Raw genomic sequence first — 23,967 nt, 5'->3', positions numbered from 1 at the left:
TGAGCAAACGCTCAGTCGGTGGCCGATTGTTCCAGACGCACCACGACGGACTTGCTGGCCGGGGTGTTGCTGGTGTCCGCCGTGGCGTCCAGCGGCACCAGCACGTTGGTCTCCGGGTAGTACGCGGCGGCACAGCCCCGGGCCGTCGGATAGTGCACGACCCGGAAGCCCGGAGCCCGGCGCTCCACGCCGTCCCTCCACTCGCTGACCAGGTCGACGTAACCGCCGTCCGCCAGCTTCAGCGTCCGCGCGTCCTCGGGGTTGACCAGCACCACCCGGCGGCCGTTCTTGATGCCCCGGTAGCGGTCGTCGAGGCCGTAGATCGTGGTGTTGTACTGGTCGTGCGAGCGCAGCGTCTGCAGCAGCAGGCGGCCCTCGGGCAGCTCCGGGTACTCCACGGGCGCGGCGGTGAAGTTGGCCTTGCCGGTGGCGGTGGGGAAGCGGCGCTCGTCACGCGGGGCGTGGGGGAGGGCGAAGCCGCCTGGGTGGCCGGCGGAACCCGTCACGCGCGCGTTGAAGTCCTCGAAGCCGGGGATCACGCGGGCGATCCGGTCCCGGATCGTCGCGTAGTCCTTCTCGAACTCCTCCCAGGGCGTGCGGCTGTTCTCGCCCAGCACGCCGCGGGCCAGGCGGCAGACGATGGCCGGCTCGGACAGCAGGTGCGCGCTCGCGGGCTCCAGCCGGCCCCGGGAGGCGTGCACCATGCCCATCGAGTCCTCGACCGTCACGAACTGCTCGCCGCTGCCCTGGAGGTCGCGTTCGGTACGGCCGAGCGTCGGGAGGATCAGGGCACGCGCGCCCGTGATCGCGTGCGAGCGGTTCAGCTTCGTCGACACGTGCACGGTCAGCCGGGCCCGCCGCATCGCCGCCTCGGTGACCTCCGTGTCGGGGGAGGCCGAGACGAAGTTGCCGCCCATGGCGAAGAAGACCTTCGCCTCGCCGTCGCGCAGGGCGCGGATGGCCCGAACGACGTCGTAGCCGTGCTCGCGCGGCGGCGCGAAGCCGAACTCCTTCTCCAGGGCGTCCAGGAACGCCGGGGCGGGGCGCTCGAAGATGCCCATCGTGCGGTCGCCCTGCACGTTCGAATGACCGCGCACCGGGCAGACGCCCGCGCCCGGGCGGCCGATGTTGCCGCGCAGGAGGAGGAAGTTGACCACTTCCCTGATCGTGGGGACCGAGTGCTTGTGCTGGGTGAGGCCCATCGCCCAGCACACGATGGTGCGTTCGGAGGCGAGGACCATCCGCAGGGCGTCCTCGATCTCCTTCCGGGTCAGCCCGGTGGCCGCGAGCGTCTCGTCCCAGTCGGCGGCGCGGGCGGCCTCGGCGAACTCCTCGTAGCCGTGCGTGTGCTCCCGGACGAACGCCTCGTCGACCGCGCCCTCCGTGCCGAGGATCAGCTTGTTGAGGAGACGGAAGAGGGCCTGGTCGCCGCCGATGCGGATCTGCAGGAACAGATCGGTGAGGGCGGAGCCGGTGGTGAGGCCCTTGGCGGTCTGCGGGTTCTTGAAACGCTCCAGGCCCGCCTCGGGCAGCGGGTTGACGCTGATGATCTTCGCGCCGTTGTCCTTGGCGTTCTCCAGGGCGGACAGCATGCGCGGGTGGTTCGTCCCCGGGTTCTGGCCCGCGACGATGATCAGGTCGGCCTTGTGGAGGTCCTCCAGCAGGACGCTGCCCTTGCCGATGCCGATGGTCTCCGACAGGGCCGAGCCGGACGACTCGTGGCACATGTTCGAGCAGTCGGGAAGGTTGTTCGTGCCGAGCTCACGGGCGAACAGCTGGTAGAGGAACGCGGCCTCGTTGCTGGTGCGCCCGGAGGTGTAGAAGACGGCCTCGTCCGGGGAAGCGAGGGCGTTGACCTCCTCGGCGATGATGCCGAAGGCGCGCTCCCAGGTGACCGGCTCGTAGTGCGTGCCTCCTTCGGGGAGGTACATGGGGTGGGTGAGCCGCCCCTGCTGTCCCAGCCAGTAGCCGCTGCGGCCGGCGAGGTCGGCGACCGGGTGCGCGGCGAAGAACTCGGGCGTGACCCGGCGCAGCGTGGCCTCCTCGGCGACCGCCTTCGCGCCGTTCTCGCAGAACTCCGCCTTGTGCCGGTGCTCCGGCTCGGGCCAGGCGCAGCCCGGGCAGTCGAAGCCGTCTTTCTGGTTCACGCTCAGCAGCGTCAGCGCGGTGCGCCTCACGCCCATCTGCTGCTGGGCCATGCGCAGGGTGTGCCCGATCGCGGGGAGGCCCGCTGCCGCGTGCTTCGGCCCGGCGACCTGCGGCGCGTCCTGGACCGGATCGCTCTTGGGCGGCTTCGTCGCCATCGCACGCTCCCCTTCGACTGCGCTGTGAGACAGGTCTCCTGCGCTGTGAGACAGGTCTCCGATCCTCGCACGGGGTGGTGACATCGAGTGGGGGCGGGCCCGGTGCGATGTCCCGCCCCGGAGCCCGCGAGGCCGGGGCCGGGGCCGAGTGTCAGTGGGGCGTGGCAGGATCGGGGGCGTGGCAGAGACAGCATCGAAGACGACCGACAAGACCTCCGGCGGCAGCCGCCCGCGACTGATGCTCATGGACGGGCACTCGCTGGCCTACCGCGCGTTCTTCGCGCTGCCCGCGGAGAACTTCACCACCGCGACGGGCCAGCCGACGAACGCGATCTACGGCTTCGCGTCGATGCTGGCCAACACGCTGCGCGACGAGGAGCCCACGCACTTCGCGGTCGCCTTCGACGTCTCCCGCAAGACCTGGCGGTCGCAGGAGTTCACGGAGTACAAGGCGAACCGCTCCAAGACCCCGGACGAGTTCAAGGGCCAGGTCGAGCTGATCGGCGAGCTCCTCGACGCGATGGGCGCCGCCCGCTTCGCGGTGGACGGCTTCGAGGCGGACGACGTCATCGCCACCCTCGCCACCCAGGCCGAGGCCGAGGGCTTCGAGGTGCTGATCGTCACCGGCGACCGCGACTCCTTCCAGCTGGTCAGCGAGCACACCACGGTGCTGTACCCGACCAAGGGCGTCTCCGAGCTGACCCGCTTCACCCCGGAGAAGGTATTCGAGAAGTACGGGTTGACGCCCGCGCAGTACCCCGACTTCGCGGCTCTGCGCGGCGACCCCTCCGACAACCTCCCCGGCATCCCCGGCGTCGGCGAGAAGACCGCCGCGAAGTGGATCAACCAGTTCGGCTCCTTCGCGGACCTCGTCGAGCGCGTCGAGGAGGTCAAGGGCAAGGCCGGACAGAACCTCCGCGACCACCTCGAAGCGGTCAAGCTCAACCGCCGGCTCACCGAGCTGGAGCGCCAGGTGGAGCTCCCCAAGGGCGTCACCGACCTGGAGCGGGCCGCCTACGACCGCACGGCCGTCGCGGTGGTCCTGGACACCCTGGAGATCCGCAACCCCTCGCTGCGCGAGCGGCTCTTCGCCGTCGACCCCGGCGCCGAGGAGGCCGAGACCACCCCGGTCAGCACGGAGGGCGTGCAGCTCGACGGCACGGTGCTCGGCACCGGCGAGCTGACCGGCTGGCTCACCGAGCACGGCACGCAGCCCCTCGGCATCGCCACGGTCGACACCTGGGCCCTCGGCACCGGCTCGGTCGCCGAGATCGCGCTCGCCGCGCCCGGCGGACCGGCCGCCTGGTTCGACCCCTCCCAGCTGGACGAGGCCGACGAGACGGCCTTCGCCGCCTGGCTCGCCGACGCCGGCCGGCCCAAGACCTTCCACAACGCCAAGGGCGCCATGCGGGTCTTCGCCGAGCACGGCTGGAGTGTCGAGGGCGTCACCATGGACACCGCGCTCGCCGCCTACCTGGTCAAGCCGGGCCGCCGCTCCTTCGACCTGGACGCGCTGTCCCTGGAGTACCTGCACCGCGAGCTGACCCCCGCCGCCGCTGCCGACGGCCAGCTCGCCTTCGGCGCGGACGAAGGCGCCGAGGCCGAGGCCCTGATGATCCAGGCCCGCGCCGTCCTCGACCTGGGCCAGGCCTTCGAGGGCCGCCTGGAGGAGGTCGGCGCCGCCGACCTCCTGCGCGACATGGAGCTGCCCACGTCCGCACTGCTCGCCCGCATGGAGCGGCACGGCATCGCGGCCGACCGGTCCCACCTGGAGGCCATGGAGCAGATGTTCGCCGGCGCCGTCCAGCAGGCGGTGAAGGAGGCCCACGCGGCGGCCGGGCACGAGTTCAACCTGGGCTCGCCCAAGCAGCTCCAGGAAGTCCTCTTCGGCGAGCTGGCCCTGCCCAAGACGAAGCGGACGAAGACCGGCTACACCACGGACGCCGACGCCCTCGCCTGGCTCGCCGGCCAGACGGACAACGAGCTGCCGGTGATCATGCTCCGCCACCGCGAGCAGGCCAAGCTCCGCGTCACCGTCGAGGGCCTGATCAAGACGATCGCCGCGGACGGCCGCATCCACACCACCTTCAACCAGACGGTCGCCGCCACCGGCCGCCTGTCCTCCACGGACCCGAACCTGCAGAACATCCCGGTCCGCACCGACGAGGGCCGCGCCATCCGCCGCGGCTTCGTCGTCGGCGAGGGCTTCGAGTCCCTGATGACGGCCGACTACAGCCAGATCGAGCTGCGCGTGATGGCCCACCTCTCCGAGGACGAGGGCCTGATCGAGGCCTTCACCTCGGGCGAGGACCTGCACACCACGGCCGCCTCCCAGGTCTTCGCGGTCGAGCCGACCGCGGTGGACGCCGAGATGCGCCGCAAGATCAAGGCCATGTCGTACGGCCTGGCCTACGGCCTGTCCGCCTTCGGCCTGTCCCAGCAGCTGAACATCGAGGCGGGGGAGGCCCGCGCCCTGATGGACGCGTACTTCGAGCGGTTCGGCGGCGTACGGGACTATCTGCGCCGCGCGGTCGACGAGGCCCGGGCGACGGGCTACACGGCGACGCTCTTCGGGCGCCGCCGCTACCTCCCCGACCTCAACAGCGACAACCGCCAGCGTCGCGAGGCGGCGGAGCGGATGGCCCTCAACGCGCCCATCCAGGGCACGGCGGCCGACATCGTGAAGATCGCCATGCTCAAGGTGGGCGACGCGCTGAAGGAGGCCGGGCTGGAGTCCCGGATGCTGCTCCAGGTGCACGACGAAATCGTGCTGGAGATCGCCCCGGGCGAGCGCGCGGCCGCCGAGGAACTCGTCCGCCGCGAGATGGCGGACGCGGTTCACCTCCGTGTCCCGCTGGGCGTCTCGGTGGGCTCGGGGGCGGACTGGGAGTCGGCGGCGCACTAGGCGCTGCGCTGCTTGGGCCGGGCCGGGCCGGGCTGGGCCGGGCTGGGCAGGGAGCAGGGGCGGGGTGGCGCTTCGGGGCCGGGGACTCGTTGGGCTGCCGGAGAAAGCCGCCACAGCTCCGTCCCGCCTCCGCCGAGGCACCGGCCCCTGGCCCAGTCCCACCCCGGCCCCGGTCCCGTCCGGGCATCCGCCTCAGCTGAGCCCGGCCCGCCCCGGGCCCACCCCCATCAAAACCATCACTCGCGTGGCCCCCGTGAAGGCGCCCCCGCCTCCGACCGTCGCAAAGATGCGGGCATGGGTATACGCACGCTCCTCGGCCGCACGGCACCAGGCGTGGCACTCCCGCCGGTCCGGGTCCACGCGGCCGACGCCAGCACGCTCCGCGTCCCCGCGACCCTCGCCACGGCCCTGCGCCGGACGACGGCGGATCTCCGTAACCGCCTGGCCCTCGGACGCCGGCCCACCGACTCCGCCAGCCCCGGTGGCCTGCCCACCACCGGCCCCACCAGGCCCTCGGAGACCGGCGACCTGCCCGGCAGTCCCGAGACATCCGGCGAAACCGGCAGAACCACCCCCCGCCGGGCCTGGGCAGACCGGGCCCGCGGCTACCTGACCCTCGTTCTCACGCTGCTCCCACGGCCGCGCCCCGGGCACACCGTCATCACGGTGTACATCGTGACCACCGAGCCCCTCAGCGAGCGGCCGGACGGCTCGGCTCCGTATCGCCGGCACGGTCAGAACCGCCGGGGGCCGGAACCGGGCGCCGCGCCCTGACCACGACGGCGTACAACAGCAGCGCCGGGACGAGCCCCGCCCCCGCGCCGAAGCACACCGTCGGAATGATCTCCCACGGCTTCGCGGCCGAACCCCAGTAGGCCCACCACCGCGCCGCCCGCTGCACCGCCCCCACCAGTGCGAAGCCGCCGATCACGGCACCGGCCGCCCAGCGGTCCCGTGCCGCCAGCAGCGGGATCCCCACCGGTTCGCGCACGGGCATCCGCCGCAGCGCGCGCACCACGAACACGGCGATCAGCACCGCGGCCACCGCCGAACCGCCGTACTGCAGGTACCAGTACAGCGGCGAGCCCGCCACCTCACGGCCCAGCACCGGAAACAGCCGCATCCCCCACCGGTCGAGGTGCGTGAACGCGTCCCACACGACGTGTGTCAGCGCGCCGAGCACCGCGGACCCGTACCACCGCACCATCAGGGAGGGCGTCACACGCGCGCGTGGCGCCCCGCATCGCACCAGGGCCGCCACCCGCCCCTGCCGAGCCCGCGGCAGCAGCGCCACCAGCGGCTCGCGCATCAGCAGCCACAGCCCCACCAGCGCCCAGGCGATGAGCACATCGACCGTGAACACCCCCCAGAACGCGTGCGTGACGTCACCGAACTCCATCGCCCCGGACAGCACACTCGCCGCGTAGTAGGTCATGTCGGGCGCGAAGGAACCCGCCACGAGGACGGCGGGCACCAGCGTGCCCCGGCCGGTCCCGTCGGTGCGTACGGCGGGCAGAACGGCTGCCGCGTGGCTCAGCGTGAACGGCAACTCTGCTCCTAGTGACGGTCGTTGCCAGGCGATCGGACCGCCCAGTATGCGGGATGCCGAACACCGGCCGCCCGTCACGCTCGCCCCATGACCAACCGGTGAAAACCGGGCACGAACGGGTGCCCGGGCAAAGGAAGTTGCCGTAGGGTCGCCAGGGTCACCGTGCCGGGGGCGAGAGACAGGTCCGTCGGAGGGCAACCACTCGGGCCGGTCGATCGTCACAACAGAGCGAACGCAACAGAAGAGCGCGAACGCAACAGAAGTGCGCGACAGGCAGAGACGGGCGCTGGAGCGCCCACGGGAGGGGTTCACTCTATGGCGGCGCAATTCGGCAGGAGGCTGCGCAAGGGGGCGGCAACCACCGCCGTGGCCGCGGTAGCGGTCGCGGCGCTGTCCGCCTCCCAGGCTCCGGGCGTGAACGACCACGGCAGACAGACCGCGGCGGACGCCACGCCCTCACCCGACGCGAGTGCCTCTGACGGCAGTGCCACCGGCAACTCGCCGTACTACACGGACCTGCCGCCGCTCAAGAGCCCGAACCCGTCCCCGAGCACCGGAACCGGCCCCGCCGCCCCCGGCACCACAGAGGCGGGTATCCCCGCGACCGTCCTCGACGCCTACAAGAAGGCCGAGGCCGCGCTGAACTCGGCCAAGCCCGGTTGCAACCTGCCCTGGCAACTCCTCGCCGCCATCGGCCGGGTGGAGTCGGGCCAGGCCCGCGGCGGCCGCGTCGACGCCGACGGCACGACCCTCTCGCCCATCCTCGGCCCGCAGCTCGACGGCAACGGCTTCGCCCTCATCAGGGACACCGACGACGGCGCCTACGACGGCAACAGCTCCTACGACCAGGCCGTCGGACCCATGCAGTTCATCCCGTCCACCTGGGCGTGGGCGGGCCGCGACGGCAACGACGACGGCAAGAAGGACCCCAACAACGTCTACGACGCGGCACTCGCCGCCGGCCACTACCTGTGCCGCTTCGACTGGGACCTGTCCGACCAGGACGACCTCGACCGCGCGATCCTCAGCTACAACAACTCGCGGGAGTATCTGAACCTGGTCATGCGCTGGGTGGAGTACTACCGCAAGGGCACGCACGAGATCCCCGACGGCACCGGCACACTGCCCGGCAACCGCAGCGACGACGGGGCCGGGGCGAGCCCTTCGCCCTCCACGCCGAGCACGCCGACCACCCCGACCACCCCGGTTCCGGGCGGCTCGAAGCCCAGGCCCAGCCCCAAGCCCGAGAAGCCCGGCGGCGGCACGACTACTCCGAAGCCGCCCACCGACCCCGGCAGCACCCCGACCACGCCCCCCTCGACGCCTCCCACGAACACCGACACGGTGGACCATCTGGAGGACGCCGGAACCGCCAAGCTCACCGCCATGGCCGGCGACGCGTTCACCAAGCGGATCAGCACCCGCGCGGAGACGAAGGCCGGCAAGGCCGTGGGCAAGGTCAGGGTCCGCTTCACGATCATCGGCACCACGGACACCACCTTCACCGGCGGCGAGAACGTCGCCACGGTCGCCACCAACAGCTCCGGCGTCGCCGTCGCTCCCGCCCTGCAGGCCGGGGAGAAGACGGGTGAGGTCACCGTCCGCGCCACCGTCGTGGGCCGCACGGTCGCCGGCCTCGACTACACGGCCACCGTCACCGAGCGCGCCGCCGACGCCCTCGCCCGCACCGGTGACGCCGCGCTGACCTGCGCCCCGGGCGGTGAGTTCGCGAACCAGGTCGAGGTGAAGGCCACGTACAAGGGCGCCGTCGCCGACGGCGTCGCGGCCACCGCCACGCTGATCAAGTCGGCGGACGACCCGACCGCCAACGACAAGGGCCCCTACTTCAAGGACGCCGACGGCAAGGCCGTACGCACCCTGAAGGCCCTGAAGACGGACACGAAGGGCCTGCTGAAGCTGCCGAAGCTGTACGCGGACGACACCACCGGCACGTTCCTGCTCCGCGTCAACACCGCGGGCGGAGCGACACTCACCGTCGAACTGACCGTGGCGGCGGCCGAGACGTCCTCGCCGAGCCCGTCCACGAGCCCCAGCGCGTAGTTCGCAGGTAGTACGGACGACGCCCCTCTCAGAGGAGGGGCGTCGTTGTGTGTGCAACGTGTTCTCATCTCCGCCGCGCGTTGCTACGGTGCCGAGAAACCTGACGGTGTATCAGCTCAACCGTGGGGAGGCCCCCGTATGCGCACCCTCGTCGCCGCCGCCACCGGTCTCGCCGTCGCGTTCGCCGTGGTCCTGACGCTGACCGCCCTCGGCTCCCCCTCGGGCGGGACGTCCCCGAAGCCGCTGCTGACGACGGTGCCCGCACACCCCTGACCGCCCGCCCGGGACGGAGGCCGAGATGCGTCGCAAGGCCGCTCTGATCCTGCTCGCCCTCGCCGTGTTCTTCGCGGCACTGGCCCCGCTGCTGCGCTGGTACGCCTTCCCGCGGCTCGCCAAGGTGCCCGCGAACCAGTACCAGGACATGGTCCTGGAGGCTCGCGACGCCACCCTCCTCGACTACGGCACCATGCGGGCCCGCAAGGTCCCCAAGGTCACCATCGTGCAGACCCTCAAGGGCAACGTCGAGGCCTCCGAGAGGATCGAGGAGTCGGCGGGCCGGGACGTGGTCGTCTGGGACGGCCTGTCCTACGTCGTCGGCCCCGACGGCGAGATGGTGTCGAAGATCCCCGAGCGCTACATCTTCGACGCCCACACCCAGGAACCCGTCCACGCCACCGGCGAGACGGTCGACGGCGATCCGGTGCGCCGCGAGGGCATCGAGTTCAAATGGCCGTTCCTCACGGAGAAACGGGCCTACCAGTACTTCGACGCCCAGGCCCGCGTCACCGCCCCCATCCACTACCAGGACACCCGGAACTTCCGCGGCCTGGAGGTCTACTACTTCGAGCAGACCATCCCCTGGACCAAGGTGAAGATCCCGAAGACCCTGCCCGTGGAGGGGCTCACCCCCGAGTCCGTCGCCCAGACGGGCACGACCCGCTGGTACACCACGGTCCGCAAGTTCTGGGTCGAGCCCCTCACCGGCGCCCCCGTCTACGGCGAGGAGATCCACAAGGAGGAACTGCGCGGCGGCGCCCTCCTCGGCGACCGCGACAAGGTCACCGCGTTCGCCGGCCACGTGAAGATGCGCGAGGACTACATCACGCACACGGTCGACCTGGTGAAGTCCCAGCGCCTGCTCATCCTGCTGATGACGTCCTACCTGCCCTGGGGCTCGCTCACCCTCGGCGTCCTCCTGCTGGCCCTCGCGCTGTACCTGGAGGCCCGCGGCCGCCGCCCCTCCGGCCCGGCACCGACGGCGTCGCAGGAGCCGTCACAGGTCAGCGCCTGAGCCGCGCGTTGGTGTACCGGGTCGGCTCGGCACCCGCCGGGTCCTCGGGCCACGGATGCTTCGGATACCGCCCGCGCAGCTCCGCCCGTACGCCCTTGTAGCCGTCCCGCCAGAACGAGGCGAGGTCGGCGGTGACGGCGGCCGGCCGCCCGGCCGGGGACAGCAGATGGACGAGCAGCGGCACCCCGGCGACCCGGGGCGACTCCTGCAGCCCGAACATCTCCTGCAACTTCACCGCGAGCACCGGCTGCTCGGGCCGTGAGTAGTCGATACGGATCTTCGACCCGCTCGGCACGGCCATCCGCTCCGGGGCGAGCTCGTCGAGCCGCCCGGCCTCCCCGGAGGCCCAGGGCAGCAGCCGGCCGAGCGCCTGACCGGCATCGATCCGCGCCAGATCGGCCCGCCGCCGCGCCCGGCTCAGCTCCGGCTCCAGCCACTCGTCCACGCGCGCGTGAAGCGCGTCGTCGGAGACATCGGGCCAGGGCTCACCGAGGTGCAGCCGCAGAAACGCGAGCCGCTGCCGCAGGACTTCGGCATCCACCGACCACCGCAGCAACCCGAGCCCTTCCCGCCGCAGCCCGTCCAGCAGCGCGCCGCATACGAGCCCGGGATCGGCGTCCTTCAGCGACCGCACCGCCAACCGCACCGCCCCCAGCCGCTCCACCCGCCGCGCCACGACGTCCCCACCGTCCCAGCACACCTCGTCCCGCTCGTCCAGCAACGCCCCCGCGGCGAGCCGGGCGATCCCCTCGTCGACCACGGCCCCCGACTGCACGCGCGCGTGCCCCTTGTCGACGGGCCGGTCCGCCACGGCGACGGCGATCCAGCCGGCCGCTCGCAGCCCGCTCCCCTCACCGAGCTCGGCCCGGGTCCCGGACACCATGAGGCACGACCCTCCGTCGACCCTGGCAAGGCGCTCGGGAAAGGCGAGAGCGGCGACGAGCCCGACCTGCCGGTCCTCCGAGACATCCGCCCACGCCTGAGCCTCGGCCTCTGCTTCCGCATTTGGAGGGCAGTTACGGGTGGGTGCGTGGGAAACACCGGTAACGACGGCCCGCAGCCGCCGAACCTCGCTACGCCATCGCGAGGCATAGGCGTCACCCCCACGCCGAGCCCCTCGCAAAGCAGCGGCGAGATCATCCCCGTACGCCCGCGGCGCCTCCTCACTCAACAGTGCGACAACCTCCGCAGCCCGCTCAGTACCGACGAACGGCACGGAATCGACCAAGGCCCTGCCCAGCCGGGGATGCACCCCCAACCGCCCCAGCGACACACCCCGCTCTGTGGCCCTCCCGACGGAGTCGACCGCCCCGACAGCGCCCAGCACATCCCGAGCCGCCGCCATACCCCCGGAGGGCGGTGGATCCAGCAACGCCAGCCCGGACGCGTCAGGATCCCCCCAGCACGCCACCTGAAGCGCGAACGCCGTCAGGTCGGCCACCTTGATCTCCGGCGAAGGGAAACGCGGCAGACGAGCGTCCTCGGCCTCCGCCCAGCAGCGGTACACCGCCCCCGGCGCCTCACGCCCGGCCCGCCCCGCCCGCTGCCGCCCGGCCGCCTGCGACGCCCGTACCGTCGTCAGCGCGCTCAGCCCGCGCGCGTGGTCCACCCGCGGCTCGCGCGCCAGCCCCGAGTCCACGACGACCCGCACGCCCGGCACCGTCAACGACGACTCCGCCACGGACGTGGCCAGCACGACCCGCCGCCGGTCACCCGGGGCCAGCACCGCGTCCTGCACGGTGGCCGGCGCCCGCCCGTGCACCTGCAGCACATCGACGTCCCCAGGCCGTGCGAGATCCCCGAGCTGCCCGGCCACCCGGGCGATCTCGCCCACGCCCGGCAGAAAACACAGCACGTCCCCGGCCCGCTCGGCCAGTGCCCGCCGCACCACCGACGCCACATGCGTCAGCAGTGCCGGGTCGACACGCATCCCGTGCGGCGGCCGTACGGGCCGCACCGGCGGCGTCCACACCACCTCCACCGGATACGCCGCCCCCTGGGCCTCCACCACCGGAGCGTCGCCCAGCAGCGCGGCCCACCCCTGCGCGTCGGTCGTCGCCGAGGCGGCCACCAGCCGCAGCTCGGGCCGCAAGGTCTGCCGCACGTCCCACAGGAACGCCGCCGCCGTGTCCGCGTCCAGATGACGCTCGTGGCACTCGTCGAGCACCACCACGTCGACACCGGTCAGCTCCTGGTCCCGCTGCAACCGCTGCACCAGCACACCGGTCGTGACGACCTCCACGCGCGTGTGCCGCCCGACGACCCGTTCCCCGCGCACGGTGTAGCCGACGCTCCCGCCGGGCTTCTCGCCCAGCAGCCACGCCATCCGCCGCGCCGCCGCCCGGGCCGCGATCCGCCGCGGTTCGGCCACGATCACCCGCCGCTCGGGGCCCTCACCGAGCAGTCCCGCGAGGGCCAGCGGCACCAGGGTCGTCTTGCCGGTGCCGGGCGGCGCCACGAGGACGGCGGTGCCGTGCCCCTCCAGAGCGTCGTCGAGGGCGGGCAGGGCACCACGTACGGGCAGGGCGTCCAGGGCGTCGTAGCGGATCACGCGCTCAGTCTCTCCCTCAGCCTCCGGCCGGGGGTGCCCCCATCTCGCTTCGCTCGCACACGAAGATCGCCGTCCCCGGGATCAGGTTCCCGCGCAGCGGCGACCACCCGCCCCACTCGGACGTGTTCCACGCCGGCCACTCCGGCTCCACCAGGTCCACCAGGCGGAAGCCCGACGCCGCGACGTCCCGGACCCGGTCGCCGAGCGTCCGGTGGTGCTCGACGTAGACCGCGCGGCCCTCCTCGTCCTGCTCGACGTAGGGCGTGCGGTCGAAGTACGACCCCGACACCGACAGCCCCTCAGGCCCCGGCTCGTCCGGGAAGGCCCAGCGGATCGGATGCGTCACCGAGAAGACGAGACGGCCGCCGGGCCGCAGCACCCGGCGCACCTCCCGCAGGACCAGGCGCGGGTCGGCCACGAAGGGCAGCGCCCCGTACGCCGAGCAGACCAGGTCGAACGCGCCGTCCGCGAAGGGCAGCGCACCGGCGTCGGCGCACACCAGGGGGACCGGTCCGCCGATGCGCAGCGCGTGCTGCAGCTGCCGGTGCGAGATGTCCAGGGCGACCGCCCGCGCACCCTGGCCGGCCAGCCAGCGCGAGCACTGCGCCGCGCCCGCGCCGATCTCCAGGACGTCCTTGCCCTTCAAATCCTCCGGCGGGCCGAGCAGCTCGGCCTCCACCTCGTCGAGGCCCTCGGGCCCCCACACGAATCGGTCGTCGCCGAGGAACGTGCCGTGCTCGACCTGGTACTCGTCCGCGTTACGGTCCCACCAGCCACGATTGGCGCGGGAGCTCTCCGTGACCCCGGCGGCACGCCGGGTCGCCTCGGGTTCGGACGCTTCGGGCTCTTGGATGATCGGCTCCCTCGTCATACTCTTCCGTTCAGCCCGTCCCGGAGGCGTCGCGAAGGGGTGCCATACGGCCCGCGTGGCCTCGCAGGACAGGACTTGTGCCGGTTATGCGGCGATCTGCCCCGGGTGGGCGGCTTCGCGCATTGACCCTGCCCGGCTGCCCCCGTATGCTACAAGTTGCGCTGCGGGCCTGCGCACCTCAGACGTAGCAGGCTGCGCTCGCATCTGTATGTATGTCCCCTCGGTTCTCGAGGCGCCACCGTTTTTCTGTGGCGCTTCCTTGGCTGTCCGGCTTCTGCAGAGCGAAACGGGCTCCCGGCGTAGCAGTACCTACGACTTCAATGTCCGTACCGGAGCCCTTTCCCACATGACGAGCAGCACCGAGACCACCGCAACGACCCCGCAGGTTGCGGTCAACGACATCGGTAACGAGGAAGCCTTCCTCGCCGCGATCGACGAGACGATCAAGTACTTCAACGACGGCGACATCGTCGACGGCGTCATCGTGAAGGTCGACCGGGACGAGGTCCTGCTCGACATCGGTTACAAGACCGAAGGCGTTATCCCGAGCCGCGAGCTCTCGATCAAGCACGACGTCGACCCGAACGAGGTCGTCGCCGTCGGTGACGAGATCGAAGCCCTTGTTCTCCAGAAGGAGGACAAGGAAGGCCGCCTGATCCTCTCGAAGAAGCGCGCCCAGTACGAGCGCGCCTGGGGCACCATCGAGAAGATCAAGGAAGAGGACGGGATCGTCACCGGTACCGTCATCGAGGTCGTCAAGGGTGGTCTCATCCTCGACATCGGCCTCCGTGGCTTCCTCCCGGCCTCCCTGGTCGAGATGCGCCGCGTCCGCGACCTTCAGCCCTACGTGGGCAAGGAGCTCGAGGCGAAGATCATCGAGCTGGACAAGAACCGCAACAACGTGGTCCTGTCCCGCCGTGCCTGGCTGGAGCAGACCCAGTCCGAGGTCCGCCAGACGTTCCTCACGACCCTCCAGAAGGGTCAGGTCCGTTCCGGCGTCGTCTCCTCGATCGTCAACTTCGGTGCCTTCGTGGACCTGGGTGGCGTCGACGGTCTGGTCCACGTCTCCGAGCTCTCCTGGAAGCACATCGACCACCCGTCCGAGGTTGTCGAGGTCGGCCAGGAAGTCACCGTCGAGGTTCTCGACGTCGACATGGACCGCGAGCGTGTCTCCCTGTCGCTGAAGGCGACCCAGGAAGACCCGTGGCAGCAGTTCGCCCGCACCCACCAGATCGGCCAGGTCGTGCCCGGCAAGGTCACGAAGCTGGTTCCGTTCGGTGCGTTCGTCCGCGTGGACGAGGGCATCGAGGGTCTGGTCCACATCTCCGAGCTGGCCGAGCGCCACGTGGAGATCCCGGAGCAGGTCGTCCAGGTCAACGACGAGATCTTCGTCAAGGTCATCGACATCGACCTCGAGCGTCGTCGCATCAGCCTCTCGCTGAAGCAGGCCAACGAGGCCTTCGGTGCCGACCCGGCCACGGTCGAGTTCGACCCGACCCTGTACGGCATGGCCGCGTCCTACGACGACCAGGGCAACTACATCTACCCCGAGGGCTTCGACCCCGAGACCAACGACTGGCTCGAGGGCTACGAGACCCAGCGCGAGGCGTGGGAGGGCCAGTACGCCGAGGCGCAGACGCGCTTCGAGCAGCACCAGGCCCAGGTCATCAAGTCCCGCGAGGCCGACGCCGCTGCTGCGGCCGAGGGCGGCGACGCCGCGGGTGCGGCTCCGGCCGCGAGCGGTGGCGGTGGCGGTTCGTACTCCTCCGAGGGCGCGGACAACTCCGGTGCGCTGGCCTCGGACGAGGCGCTGGCCGCACTGCGGGAGAAGCTGGCGGGTGGGCAGAGCTGAACGCCTGCCGCTGAGGCTTAGCCGATAGCTGAGGGGCCGTACCTTTCGAGGTGCGGCCCCTCAGCGCTTTCCGGGCGATCGGTCGGCTGTCGGCCGGTGAGGGCTTGTCGCGCAGTTCCCCGCGCCCCAGGAAGGGCGTTGCCTCCGCTGCCAAGATCGAAGTTCCCCTCCTCCGGGAATGCCCATGGCCGCAAGGGTGTTGTGCAGTATGAACACGAGGAGGAGCGGTCACTGTGCTTGATCCGCAGGGTTTGTACGCATGGGAGCCGAAGGGGCTGGCTGTCGTCGACATGGCGCTCGCCCAGGAGTCGGCCGGTCTTGTCATGCTCTACCACTTCGACGGATACATCGACGCGGGGGAGGCGGGCGACCAGATCGTCGACCGGCTGCTCGACTCGCTGCCCCACCAGGTCGTCGCCCGCTTCGACCACGACCGGCTCGTGGACTACCGGGCCCGCCGCCCGCTGCTGACGTTCAAGCGCGACCGCTGGAGCGACTACGAGGAGCCCGCCATCGAGGTGCTGCTCGTGCAGGACGCCACCGGAGCGCCGTTCCTGCTGCTGTCCGGCCCCGAGCCGGACGTGGAGTGGGAGCGCTTCGCCGCGGCCGTGAAGCAGATCGTGGAGCGGCTCGGCGTCCGCCTGTCCGTGAACTTCCACGGCATCCCCATGGGCGTCCCGCACACCCGGCCCGTCGGCCTCACCCCGCACGGCAACCGCACCGACCTGGTCCCGGGCCACCGCAGCCCGTTCGAGGAGGCGCAGGTGCCCGGCAGCGCCGAGTCCCTCATCGAGTACCGCCTGCTCGAGGCCGGGCACGACGTCCTCGGTGTCGCCGCCCATGTCCCGCACTACATCGCCCGCTCCCCGTACCCGGACGCGGCCCTGACGGTCCTGGAGGCCATCACGGCGGCGACCGGACTGGTGCTGCCCGGTATCGCCCACGCCCTGCGCTCCGACGCCCACCGCACCCAGACGGAGATCGACCGGCAGATCCGCGAGGGCGACGACGACCTCACCGCCCTGGTGGAGGGCCTGGAGCACCAGTACGACGCCGTCGCCGGTGCCGAAACCCGCGGCAACATGCTCGCCGAGCCGGTGGACATCCCGTCGGCCGACGAGATCGGCAAGGAGTTCGAACGCTTCCTGGCGGAGCGAGAGGGCGACACCTGACCGGAAGAGGGAGCGTCTAGGCTTCCGGGCATGTTGAAGGTTGGCCTGACCGGCGGCATCGGTGCCGGCAAGAGTGAGGTGTCACGGCTGCTCGTCGCGTGCGGGGCCGTGCTGATCGACGCGGACCGCATCGCGCGGGAGGTCGTCGCGCCGGGGACCCCGGGTCTCGCCTCGGTCGTGGAGGCCTTCGGCGAGCAGGTGCTCGCCCCCGACGGCAGCCTTGACCGCCCCAAGCTGGGCTCCATCGTCTTCGCCGACGCGGCGAGACTCGCCACCCTCAACTCGATCGTGCACCCGCTGGTGGGCGCCCGCTCCCGCGAGCTGGAGGAAGCCGCCGCCGAGGACGCGGTCGTCGTCCACGACGTCCCGCTCCTCACGGAGAACGGCCTCGCACCGCTGTACGACCTCGTCATCGTCGTCGACGCGGCCCCCGAGACCCAACTCGACCGGCTCGTACGACTGCGCGGCATGACCGAGGAGGACGCACGCGCGCGGATGGCCGCCCAGGCGACGCGCGAGCAGCGCCGGGAGATCGCGGACGTCGTCGTCGACAACGACGTCCCGCTGGAGGAACTGGAGCGCCGTGTGAAGGACGTGTGGGCCGAGCTGGTACGCAGGTCCCACGCGTCCCGGCCGGGCCCTCAGGGCCGGCCGGCCCCACAGGAATAGCGGCACCCCGAGGGGGCGTTGAACCTCTCCAGTGAGGGAAGGACTCTGCCGTGCCCGAGACCAGCGGTTCCACCGGACGTACCCCGGAGACGCATGTCATCGACTTCCGCGCCGCCGAGCAGCTGCTCGCCGCGCGGGACCCGCGGGGCGCGGTGAAGCTGCTCGACGGAGTCATCGCCGCGCACCCGGAGAACACCGCCGCGCGACTGCTGCGCGCGCGTGCCTTCTTCGCCGCGGCGCAGCTGCGGCCGGCCGAGCTCGAGTTCTCGATCGTCCTGGAGCGCGAGCCGGACAACGCGTTCGCGCACTTCGCGCTCGCCCGCACCTATGAGCGGCAGAACCGCCCCGACCAGGCGAAGCGCCATTTCCGCCTGGCGGCCGCGCTGGACCCGAACCCGCAGTTCCAGAAGGCCGCGCGCTTCGACTCGTGAGCGGCCGTCCCCGTCTGCCTCGTGTGCCTCGTCTTCCTCAGCGGTGGTCCTCGGGTGGCCGGTAGGGCGGGATGTCGGGGCCCGGCTGCCAGTGCGGGCCCTGGCGGATGTGCCTGAGGATGACGGCCAGGTCGACCGTGACGACCAGCAGCAGCACACCGCAGGCGATGGCCCAGCCCGGCCGCCCGGCGAGTGTGAACGCGATCGTCCCGAAGAGCGCCCAGACCAGCCCCCACACGCTCAGCCAGAAGCGCGCCCGCAGGGCACTGCGCGCAGTCGCCGGTTCACTGCCTGTACGCATCGCGAACTCCACTCCTGATTGCAACGTACTCTCCACCGCGGATGCGGACCACCAGGGGGAGCCGGGGCTCGTGCGGGACATCGTTCACTCGGTCGGGTGAAGGCGGCCGGGACAGGAACTGGCGTGCGGGCGTGGCCCGTTGGACCGGCATGGAGATGAAAATGCGTGAGGGGTACGAGGGGACGGGACCAGGGGCGATCACCCCGGACGGCTGCGCGGTGGAGCTCTACTCACGACTGCCCGTCGGGGACGAACCTGACATCATCGCCGCAGCGGTGCCCAAGGGAGCGCGCATCCTGGAGCTGGGCAGCGGGGTCGGTCGCATGACCCATGGACTGCTGGAGCGCGGGTTCACGGTCACAGCGGTGGACGAGTCCGCCGAGATGCTGGAGCGCGTGCGCGGGGCGCGGACCATATGCGGCCCGATCGAGGACCTGGACCTGGGCGAGACGTTCGACGTGGTGCTGCTCGCGTCGTTCCTCGTGCACGCGGGGGACGTCAAGGTGCGGCGGGGCTTGCTGCGCACCTGTGTGCGCCATGTCGCGGAGGGCGGCAGCGTCCTGATCCAGCGGGAGGGCGCGGACTACCACACGAACCTGCCGCGCGAGCGCGTGGACCCCAGCGGCTTCACCGTGCGGATCGTGTCGGCGGAGCCGGTCGGCGACGGGGTCAACTCGGTGCGCGCGGAATACGAGTTCCCGGACGCGGTCTGGACACAGACGTTCCGGGCACGACCGCTGACCAAGGATCAGTTCGAGGAGGCGCTGGAGGAGGCGGGCCTGAAGGTGGACCGGTATCTGACGGAGGACGGGATCTGGGTGAGGGCGGTGCGGGCGGCCTAGGCGACCCGAGGTGCGTGAGGGGGTGTACGGGGTGGCGTCGCCCGGCCGCCTCATCGGCTACGACACGGTCTCGACGTCCCTGGCGCTGCGCCGCGCCCGCGGGGGCGCCGAGCTGCGGGAGCTGGTGGAGGCGGCGACGCCGCTGGGCACCGGCATCGGAGGGAAGCCGGCCCGGCTGGACGTGTCCGTCCGCTGGTGCTTCGGGGGGAAGTCGAGCTGGAAGGGCAGAAATTCCGCCGGGCGGCGATGAGTTCGCGGGCGAGCGGCGGTCTACCTCTTCGACACCACCACGGACCGCTTCCCCCAGGAGACCTTCATGTCCGAGACCACCGCTTCCGTCACCGCCGCCTCCGCTCCTGCCGGCGTGGTCGCCGAGTCCGCGACCGCTCGCGGGCGGCGCGCCCGGATCGCCCTGCGCGGTCTTCAGGTGCTGCTCGCCCTCTTCTACGCGATCCCGAGCGCCCTGCCCAAGCTGATCGCACACCCGTCCGCCGCCGAGTCCTTCGAGAAGCTCGGCTGGGGCAGCGCGGGGATGTACACCATCGGGGCGCTCGAACTGGCCGGAGCGGTCGCCCTGTTGATCCCGGTGCTCCAGTCGGTGGCGGCGATGGCGCTGAGCGCGTTGATGGTGGGCGCGTTCGTCGTGCAGGTAGCCGTGTTCGACGGGCAGTACGCGGCGACGCCGCTGATCCTGATCGTGCCGCTCGCCCTCATCGCCTGGGCGCGGCGGGGGCACAACGCGGATCTGCTGCGACTGCTGCGACGACGGGCGTGACCGGTCGACACCGTGTCGCGTGCGACGCCGACGGCGTCCGGGCGGGCCGAGAGGCTCGTCCCGGGCGCCGACGCGTGGTGGGGCGTCGGCTGCGGGGACCGGGCCGGGCTGTTCCGGCGTCTGGGCCAGGGCGGCTGACGTGTTGTGCGGCTCGTCGTGTCCGCCGGGACGGTCTGCTCACGGCGTGGGTTTGCCGATGTCGCTGCCGAGATCGTCGCCGGGGCCGGTCAGTCCGCGCAGGCGTTCCATTTCGCGGCGGTCCCGTTTCGTCGGGCGGCCCGCGCCGCGGTCGCGGATGCCGGCCGGGGCGACGGCCTCGCGGGGCGGGGGCGGCGGGGAGTTGTCGATGTAGCACTGGGCGGCCACGGGGGCGCCGACCCGCTTGCGGATCAGCCGCGTGACGATGACGACTCGCTCCCGGCCCTCGTGCCGCAGGCGTACCTCGTCGCCGACGCGCACGGCGTGTGCGGGTTTCACGCGGTCGCCGTTGACGCGGACGTGCCCGCCGCGGCAGGCGGTGGCTCCCATGGAACGGGTCTTGACGAGACGTACGGACCAGATCCAGCTGTCGACGCGGACCGTCTCGCCGCTCTGCGGCCCGGCCGCGTCGGCGGCGGCGATCGCCTCGGCGACCTTCGGGTCGAGGGTCTTCGCCTCTCCGTTGCCGGAGTTGTTCGCCGCACCTTGTGAAGCCATGTCCCCGACCTTAGTCCTCCGCGTGGTCCGATCGGGTGGGGAATTCTCCTCCGACGACATCTACAAAACAAGTTTTGCAAAATGTCTTTTGCTGAATGGTCGTGGCGGCCTACCCTCCCGGCATGGACAGCGACGAGCACAAACGCGTACTCGACCCTGAGCACGACACCGCCGCCCTGAAGGCCCTCACCCACCCCTTGCGTATTCGGCTGCTCGGGCTGCTGCGGCAGGACGGGCCCGCCACGGCCAGCGAGCTCGCCGCGCGGACGGGGGAGTCGTCGGCGTCGGCCAGTTACCACCTGCGGGTGCTGGCGAAGTACGCCTTCATCGCCGAGGCCGAGCATCGTGACGGGCGGGAGCGGCGCTGGCGGGCGCTGCACACCATGACCTCCTGGAGCAACGAGGCGATGGAGTCCTCCGAGGCGGGCCGGGCCTTCGTCAGCCTGGCGCGGCGGCGGCAGTTGGAGCACCTCGAGTCGTCCCTCGCCCGGCACGAGGCGGACATGGCCGGCGGGCGACTCGGTCAGGAGTGGGTGGAGTCGTCCGGGATCAGCGACCTCATGCCCCGCCTGACGGCCGGGTCGCTCACCGAGCTCTGGGAAACGATCGCCGGGAAGCTGGAGGAACTGACCGCCCGGGACGCGGACGACCCGCGCGCCGAACACGTCGTGCTCCTCACCGCAGGCTTGCCGCTCGCCGCGCACCACCGTGAGGACGAAGACCGGCAAGGCGGTGAGGGCGTAGACCCGCCCGGCCGTGAGGACGCAGACCTGCACGGCCGTGAGGGCGGCGCCCACGAGGGCGCCTCATGACGCACCTCGTCGCCGAGGCGCCCGGGATACGGACCGCTCGACGCCGTTACGTCACCGTCTGCGCGCTCTTATGGCTGCCACCGGGCCTCGGTATGGCCTCGATGGTCCTTCTGTTCGGCGAGCGCGGGATGTCCCTCGCCGCGGTGGCGGGCCTCTTCGCCGCTCACTCGCTGACCGTGGCCGCGCTGGAGCTGCCCACGGGCGGGCTCTCCGACGTCCTCGGGCGCCGGCCGGTCCTGGCCATGGCCGGTGTGCTCAACTTCTTCGCCGCGCTCCTGGTCGGCCTCGGCACCACCGCCTGGGTGCTCACCGCCGGCATGGTGCTCATGGGCGTGGCCCGGGCCTTGGCCAGCGGTACCGCAGAGGCCTGGTACGTCGACGCCGTGCAGGAGGTGTCCGGCCCCGACGCCGAGCTGCGGACGGGACTGGCCCGAGGCGGATCCGCGACCTCCGCCGCGCTCGCGGTCGGCCTTCTGCTCGGCGGGGCCCTGCCCTGGCTGCTCGGCCTTGGACCCGACCTCGGTGCCAGGCTGAGCGAGGCGACGTCCGGCGCGGTGCCGCCCCTGGCCGTGCCCGTGCTGCTCGGAGCCGCGGTCAGGGCCGTCCTCGTCTGCTATGTGCTGGCCGTCCTGCGGGAGCCGCCGCGACCGCCGGCCACCCTGCGATCTGTGCTGCGCGGCGTGCCGGTCACCGTCCTGGGCGGGCTGCGGCTGGGCGGACGGGACGCGCTGGTTCGCCGGGTCATGCTCAGCGCCGCGGCCGCCGGAAGCGCCCTGGCCGTCATCGAACTGCTCGTACCGGTCCGTACCGTCGCGCTGACCGGGGCGACCGGGTCCGGGGCGCTGGTCTACGCCGCGCTCTCCTGCGCGGGTTTCGTCTGCTCCGGTGTCGGCAGCCACCTCGCCTCGCTCGTCGCCCGGGTCGCGGGCAGCGGCGGGCGGGCCGTGCTGGTCTGCCTCGGGGCCGGGGCGAGCGGCCTGCTCCTGCTCGGCGTCACCGCGTCCGCCGTACATCCGGTGGCCACGACCTTCGCGGTCGTCGGCTTCTGCCTGATCTACCTCGGTCTCGGCGCGGCGGGCCCGAACGAGAACGAACTGCTGCACCGACGCGTCCCCAGCGAGGGCCGCGCCACCGCCCTGTCCGTCCAGTCCCTCGCCCAGCAACTGGTCGGCGCGCTCACCGGCCTGGCCGCCGGGCTCCTGCGCCCGGGGCCGCTGCCCTGGCTGCTGACGAGTGCCGTGCTGCTGTCCGGAGCCCTGCTCTGGATCCGCCGCGGCGGCGAACGGGCCCCGCAGGCGCCGGTGTCCGAGTCCGGCGCACCGGCCTAGCCGGACGGCCCCGAGGATCATGCCCCGGGCCCCGGGACGGCCGCGACCCCCACCCGCGCCTACCGTGGAGGGATGGACGCCAGCGGCCTTCCTCTCCTCGACCGGCGCATCGCGGACTGCCGGGCCTGCCCGCGGCTGGTCTCCTGGCGTGAGGAGGTGGCCCGTGCCAAGCGAGCCGCCTACGCGGACTGGACGTACTGGGGCCGGCCGGTGCCCGGGTTCGGGCCGGCGGACGCAAGGTTGCTGATCGTGGGGCTCGCCCCCGCCGCCCACGGCGGCAACCGCACCGGGCGGATGTTCACCGGCGACCGCTCCGGGGACGTCCTGTACGAGGCGCTGTACGACGTCGGCCTCGCCTCCCAGCCCACGGCCGTGCACGCCCATGACGGCCTGGAGCTGTACGGCGTACGCGTCACCTCGCCCGTGCACTGCGCCCCGCCCGCCAACAAGCCCACCCCCGAGGAGCGGGACACGTGCCGGCCCTGGCTCGTGCGGGAACTGGAGTTGTTGCGTCCGACGCTGCGTGCCGTCGTCGTGCTCGGTGCCTTCGGCTGGCAGGCCGCGCTGCCGGCGTTCGCCGAGGCGGGCTGGTCCGTGCCCCGGCCACGCCCCGCCTTCGCCCATGGGGCCCGTTACGTCCTCGACGGCCTGGAGCTCTTCGGCTGCTTCCACGTCAGCCAGCGCAACACCTTCACCGGCCGGCTCACCCCCGCGATGCTGCGCGACGTCCTGCGGACGGCCGCGGAGGCGGCGGGGCTGCCCCAGGCCGAAGGAGATTCCACGGGAGGGCGATGAGGTTCTGCGGGGAGGGCGATGAGTTCTACGGGAGTTCTTCGTCCCCGAACAGCTGCCGCACCGTGGAGCGGTAGTTGGTCCGTACGTGTGTGAGCGCGTGCGCACGGGCCCGGTCCGGGTCGCCCGAGGCGATCGCCTCGTACAACTCGCGGTGCTCGACGAGGAGCTGGGGCCACTCCTCGTTGCGCCGGGTCATCCAGCGCAGCCGGCCGGCGACCGGTTCCAGGGCCTCGGTCAGCAGGCTGTTGCCCGCCATCGCCACGATGCGGTCGTGCAGGCGGCTGTTGACGTCCGTGATCGCCTCGGCGTCCTCGGCCTCGGTCGCGGCGGCGGCGCGGTCGAGGAGTTCCTGGACCTCGGCCAGATCCTCCGGGGTCGCGCGGGACGCGGCGAGTCCGGCGGCGTAGACCTCGAGCGCCTCGCGCAGTTCGAACAGTTCCTTGACGTCGGTCGGGGTGAGGCGGCGTACGACCGTACGGCGCGGGGTCTCGAAGTGGACGAAGCCCTCGGCGACGAGGGCCCGGATCGCCTCCCGGACCGGAACGCGCGAGACGCCGAGGCGCTCCGCCAGCTCGCGTTCGACCAATCGGTCGCCGGGGCGGAGGCTGCCCGCGATGATCTCCTGCCGCAGCTCAGCCGTGACGCGTTCGCGGACCGCTCCGAGAGGTTCGATCTTCGTCATGGAGCCCATCTTCGCCGACACGGGGTGTCTTTTACGCAGCGTTAACAAGAGGGACATCGGTCAGAACGGTTGACGGGGAGA

23 protein-coding genes are annotated in these 23,967 nt (G+C 71.9%); 16 read left to right on the top strand and 7 right to left on the bottom strand.

The features are described 5' to 3' along the window. Positions 1 to 11: 11 nt before the first annotated feature. Positions 12 to 2,303, bottom strand: a complete 2,292-nt coding sequence (locus OHU35_RS10795) for an FdhF/YdeP family oxidoreductase (RefSeq protein WP_405505223.1) — start codon at positions 2,301 to 2,303, stop codon at positions 12 to 14. 178 nt (positions 2,304 to 2,481) lie between these two features. On the opposite strand from OHU35_RS10795, the gene polA reads away from it, so the two are divergent. Continuing rightward, entirely contained in the window at positions 2,482 to 5,208 is a 2,727-nt protein-coding gene (polA, locus tag OHU35_RS10790) for a DNA polymerase I (RefSeq protein ID WP_405505222.1), read from the top strand. Between the two features lie 294 nt (positions 5,209 to 5,502). Then, positions 5,503 to 5,982, top strand: a complete 480-nt coding sequence (locus tag OHU35_RS10785) for a hypothetical protein (protein WP_405505221.1) — start codon at positions 5,503 to 5,505, stop codon at positions 5,980 to 5,982. On the opposite strand, the gene OHU35_RS10780 is transcribed toward OHU35_RS10785, so the two are convergent. Continuing rightward, positions 5,900 to 6,757, bottom strand: coding sequence for a DUF4184 family protein (locus OHU35_RS10780; protein WP_405505220.1), 858 nt, complete (start codon positions 6,755 to 6,757; stop codon positions 5,900 to 5,902). The genes OHU35_RS10785 and OHU35_RS10780 overlap by 83 nt on opposite strands. A 315-nt stretch (positions 6,758 to 7,072) precedes the next feature. On the opposite strand from OHU35_RS10780, the gene OHU35_RS10775 reads away from it, so the two are divergent. The 3 genes from OHU35_RS10775 to OHU35_RS10765 all read left to right on the top strand — a co-directional run bounded on the left by OHU35_RS10775 (position 7,073) and on the right by OHU35_RS10765 (position 10,109). Further along, entirely contained in the window at positions 7,073 to 8,818 is a 1,746-nt protein-coding gene (locus OHU35_RS10775) for a lytic transglycosylase domain-containing protein (RefSeq protein WP_405505219.1), read from the top strand. 138 nt (positions 8,819 to 8,956) lie between these two features. Beyond that, the gene (locus OHU35_RS10770) at positions 8,957 to 9,091 is read left to right on the top strand and encodes an SPW_0924 family protein (RefSeq protein ID WP_184596728.1); all 135 of its coding nucleotides are present in this window, start codon (positions 8,957 to 8,959) and stop codon (positions 9,089 to 9,091) included. Between the two features lie 25 nt (positions 9,092 to 9,116). After that, complete coding sequence (locus OHU35_RS10765) at positions 9,117 to 10,109, top strand: DUF3068 domain-containing protein (protein ID WP_405505218.1); 993 nt, start codon at positions 9,117 to 9,119, stop codon at positions 10,107 to 10,109. Here the strand turns inward: OHU35_RS10765 and hrpB are convergent. Beyond that, positions 10,099 to 12,660, bottom strand: coding sequence for an ATP-dependent helicase HrpB (gene hrpB, locus OHU35_RS10760; RefSeq protein ID WP_405505217.1), 2,562 nt, complete (start codon positions 12,658 to 12,660; stop codon positions 10,099 to 10,101). The two genes, OHU35_RS10765 and hrpB, sit on opposite strands and share 11 nt — an antisense overlap. Before the next feature lie 16 nt (positions 12,661 to 12,676). After that, positions 12,677 to 13,531 (bottom strand): class I SAM-dependent methyltransferase, encoded by an 855-nt coding sequence (locus OHU35_RS10755; RefSeq protein WP_189728869.1) that lies wholly within the window; start codon positions 13,529 to 13,531, stop codon positions 12,677 to 12,679. 346 nt (positions 13,532 to 13,877) lie between these two features. Here OHU35_RS10755 and rpsA point away from each other — a divergent pair, with 346 nt between their 5' ends. The 4 genes from rpsA to OHU35_RS10735 all read left to right on the top strand — a co-directional run bounded on the left by rpsA (position 13,878) and on the right by OHU35_RS10735 (position 17,655). After that, on the top strand, positions 13,878 to 15,383 hold the full coding sequence (gene rpsA / locus OHU35_RS10750; protein ID WP_189728867.1) for a 30S ribosomal protein S1: 1,506 nt from the start codon (positions 13,878 to 13,880) through the stop codon (positions 15,381 to 15,383). Between the two features lie 233 nt (positions 15,384 to 15,616). Then, positions 15,617 to 16,555 (top strand): PAC2 family protein, encoded by a 939-nt coding sequence (locus OHU35_RS10745; RefSeq protein ID WP_189728865.1) that lies wholly within the window; start codon positions 15,617 to 15,619, stop codon positions 16,553 to 16,555. A gap of 30 nt (positions 16,556 to 16,585) precedes the next feature. Continuing rightward, positions 16,586 to 17,224 (top strand): dephospho-CoA kinase, encoded by a 639-nt coding sequence (coaE, locus tag OHU35_RS10740; RefSeq protein ID WP_405505216.1) that lies wholly within the window; start codon positions 16,586 to 16,588, stop codon positions 17,222 to 17,224. A gap of 50 nt (positions 17,225 to 17,274) precedes the next feature. After that, on the top strand, positions 17,275 to 17,655 hold the full coding sequence (locus tag OHU35_RS10735; protein ID WP_189728861.1) for a M48 family metallopeptidase: 381 nt from the start codon (positions 17,275 to 17,277) through the stop codon (positions 17,653 to 17,655). A gap of 37 nt (positions 17,656 to 17,692) precedes the next feature. Here OHU35_RS10735 and OHU35_RS10730 read toward each other — a convergent pair whose 3' ends face one another. Next, positions 17,693 to 17,956 (bottom strand): DUF6343 family protein, encoded by a 264-nt coding sequence (locus OHU35_RS10730; RefSeq protein WP_189728859.1) that lies wholly within the window; start codon positions 17,954 to 17,956, stop codon positions 17,693 to 17,695. 161 nt (positions 17,957 to 18,117) lie between these two features. Here OHU35_RS10730 and OHU35_RS10725 point away from each other — a divergent pair, with 161 nt between their 5' ends. The 4 genes from OHU35_RS10725 to OHU35_RS10710 all read left to right on the top strand — a co-directional run bounded on the left by OHU35_RS10725 (position 18,118) and on the right by OHU35_RS10710 (position 19,711). Then, positions 18,118 to 18,798 (top strand): class I SAM-dependent methyltransferase, encoded by a 681-nt coding sequence (locus tag OHU35_RS10725; protein ID WP_359895341.1) that lies wholly within the window; start codon positions 18,118 to 18,120, stop codon positions 18,796 to 18,798. Between the two features lie 10 nt (positions 18,799 to 18,808). Further along, positions 18,809 to 19,048 (top strand): hypothetical protein, encoded by a 240-nt coding sequence (locus OHU35_RS10720; protein ID WP_359895339.1) that lies wholly within the window; start codon positions 18,809 to 18,811, stop codon positions 19,046 to 19,048. A gap of 66 nt (positions 19,049 to 19,114) precedes the next feature. Further along, entirely contained in the window at positions 19,115 to 19,573 is a 459-nt protein-coding gene (locus tag OHU35_RS10715; protein WP_359895337.1) for a DoxX family protein, read from the top strand. A gap of 12 nt (positions 19,574 to 19,585) precedes the next feature. Continuing rightward, positions 19,586 to 19,711, top strand: a complete 126-nt coding sequence (locus tag OHU35_RS10710; RefSeq protein ID WP_267943667.1) for a hypothetical protein — start codon at positions 19,586 to 19,588, stop codon at positions 19,709 to 19,711. A gap of 39 nt (positions 19,712 to 19,750) precedes the next feature. Here the strand turns inward: OHU35_RS10710 and OHU35_RS10705 are convergent, their stop codons facing one another. Further along, a complete protein-coding gene (locus tag OHU35_RS10705) occupies positions 19,751 to 20,269 on the bottom strand; it encodes an RNA-binding S4 domain-containing protein (RefSeq protein ID WP_189728853.1) in 519 nt (172 codons plus the stop codon). Positions 20,270 to 20,391: 122 nt separating this feature from the next. Here OHU35_RS10705 and OHU35_RS10700 point away from each other — a divergent pair, with 122 nt between their 5' ends. From OHU35_RS10700 to OHU35_RS10690, 3 genes are all read left to right on the top strand, one after another. Next, positions 20,392 to 21,081 carry a helix-turn-helix transcriptional regulator gene (locus OHU35_RS10700; RefSeq protein WP_229873345.1) on the top strand — a complete coding sequence of 230 codons (690 nt, stop codon included), beginning with the start codon at positions 20,392 to 20,394 and terminating at the stop codon, positions 21,079 to 21,081. Further along, the gene (locus OHU35_RS10695; protein ID WP_189728851.1) at positions 21,078 to 22,409 is read left to right on the top strand and encodes an MFS transporter; all 1,332 of its coding nucleotides are present in this window, start codon (positions 21,078 to 21,080) and stop codon (positions 22,407 to 22,409) included. Before OHU35_RS10700 ends, OHU35_RS10695 begins: the two co-directional genes overlap by 4 nt. A gap of 72 nt (positions 22,410 to 22,481) precedes the next feature. Next, positions 22,482 to 23,204 (top strand): uracil-DNA glycosylase, encoded by a 723-nt coding sequence (locus tag OHU35_RS10690; protein ID WP_189728849.1) that lies wholly within the window; start codon positions 22,482 to 22,484, stop codon positions 23,202 to 23,204. A gap of 25 nt (positions 23,205 to 23,229) precedes the next feature. Here OHU35_RS10690 and OHU35_RS10685 read toward each other — a convergent pair whose 3' ends face one another. Beyond that, positions 23,230 to 23,895 carry a GntR family transcriptional regulator gene (locus tag OHU35_RS10685; RefSeq protein ID WP_359895532.1) on the bottom strand — a complete coding sequence of 222 codons (666 nt, stop codon included), beginning with the start codon at positions 23,893 to 23,895 and terminating at the stop codon, positions 23,230 to 23,232. Positions 23,896 to 23,967 lie beyond the last annotated feature (72 nt).

It is taken from the genome of Streptomyces purpurascens, from assembly GCF_045040895.1.
Taxonomy (GTDB): domain Bacteria; phylum Actinomycetota; class Actinomycetes; order Streptomycetales; family Streptomycetaceae; genus Streptomyces; species Streptomyces purpurascens.
The sequence above is the reverse complement of the archived record's forward strand: the minus strand, read 5'-3'. Positions and strand labels throughout refer to the sequence as shown.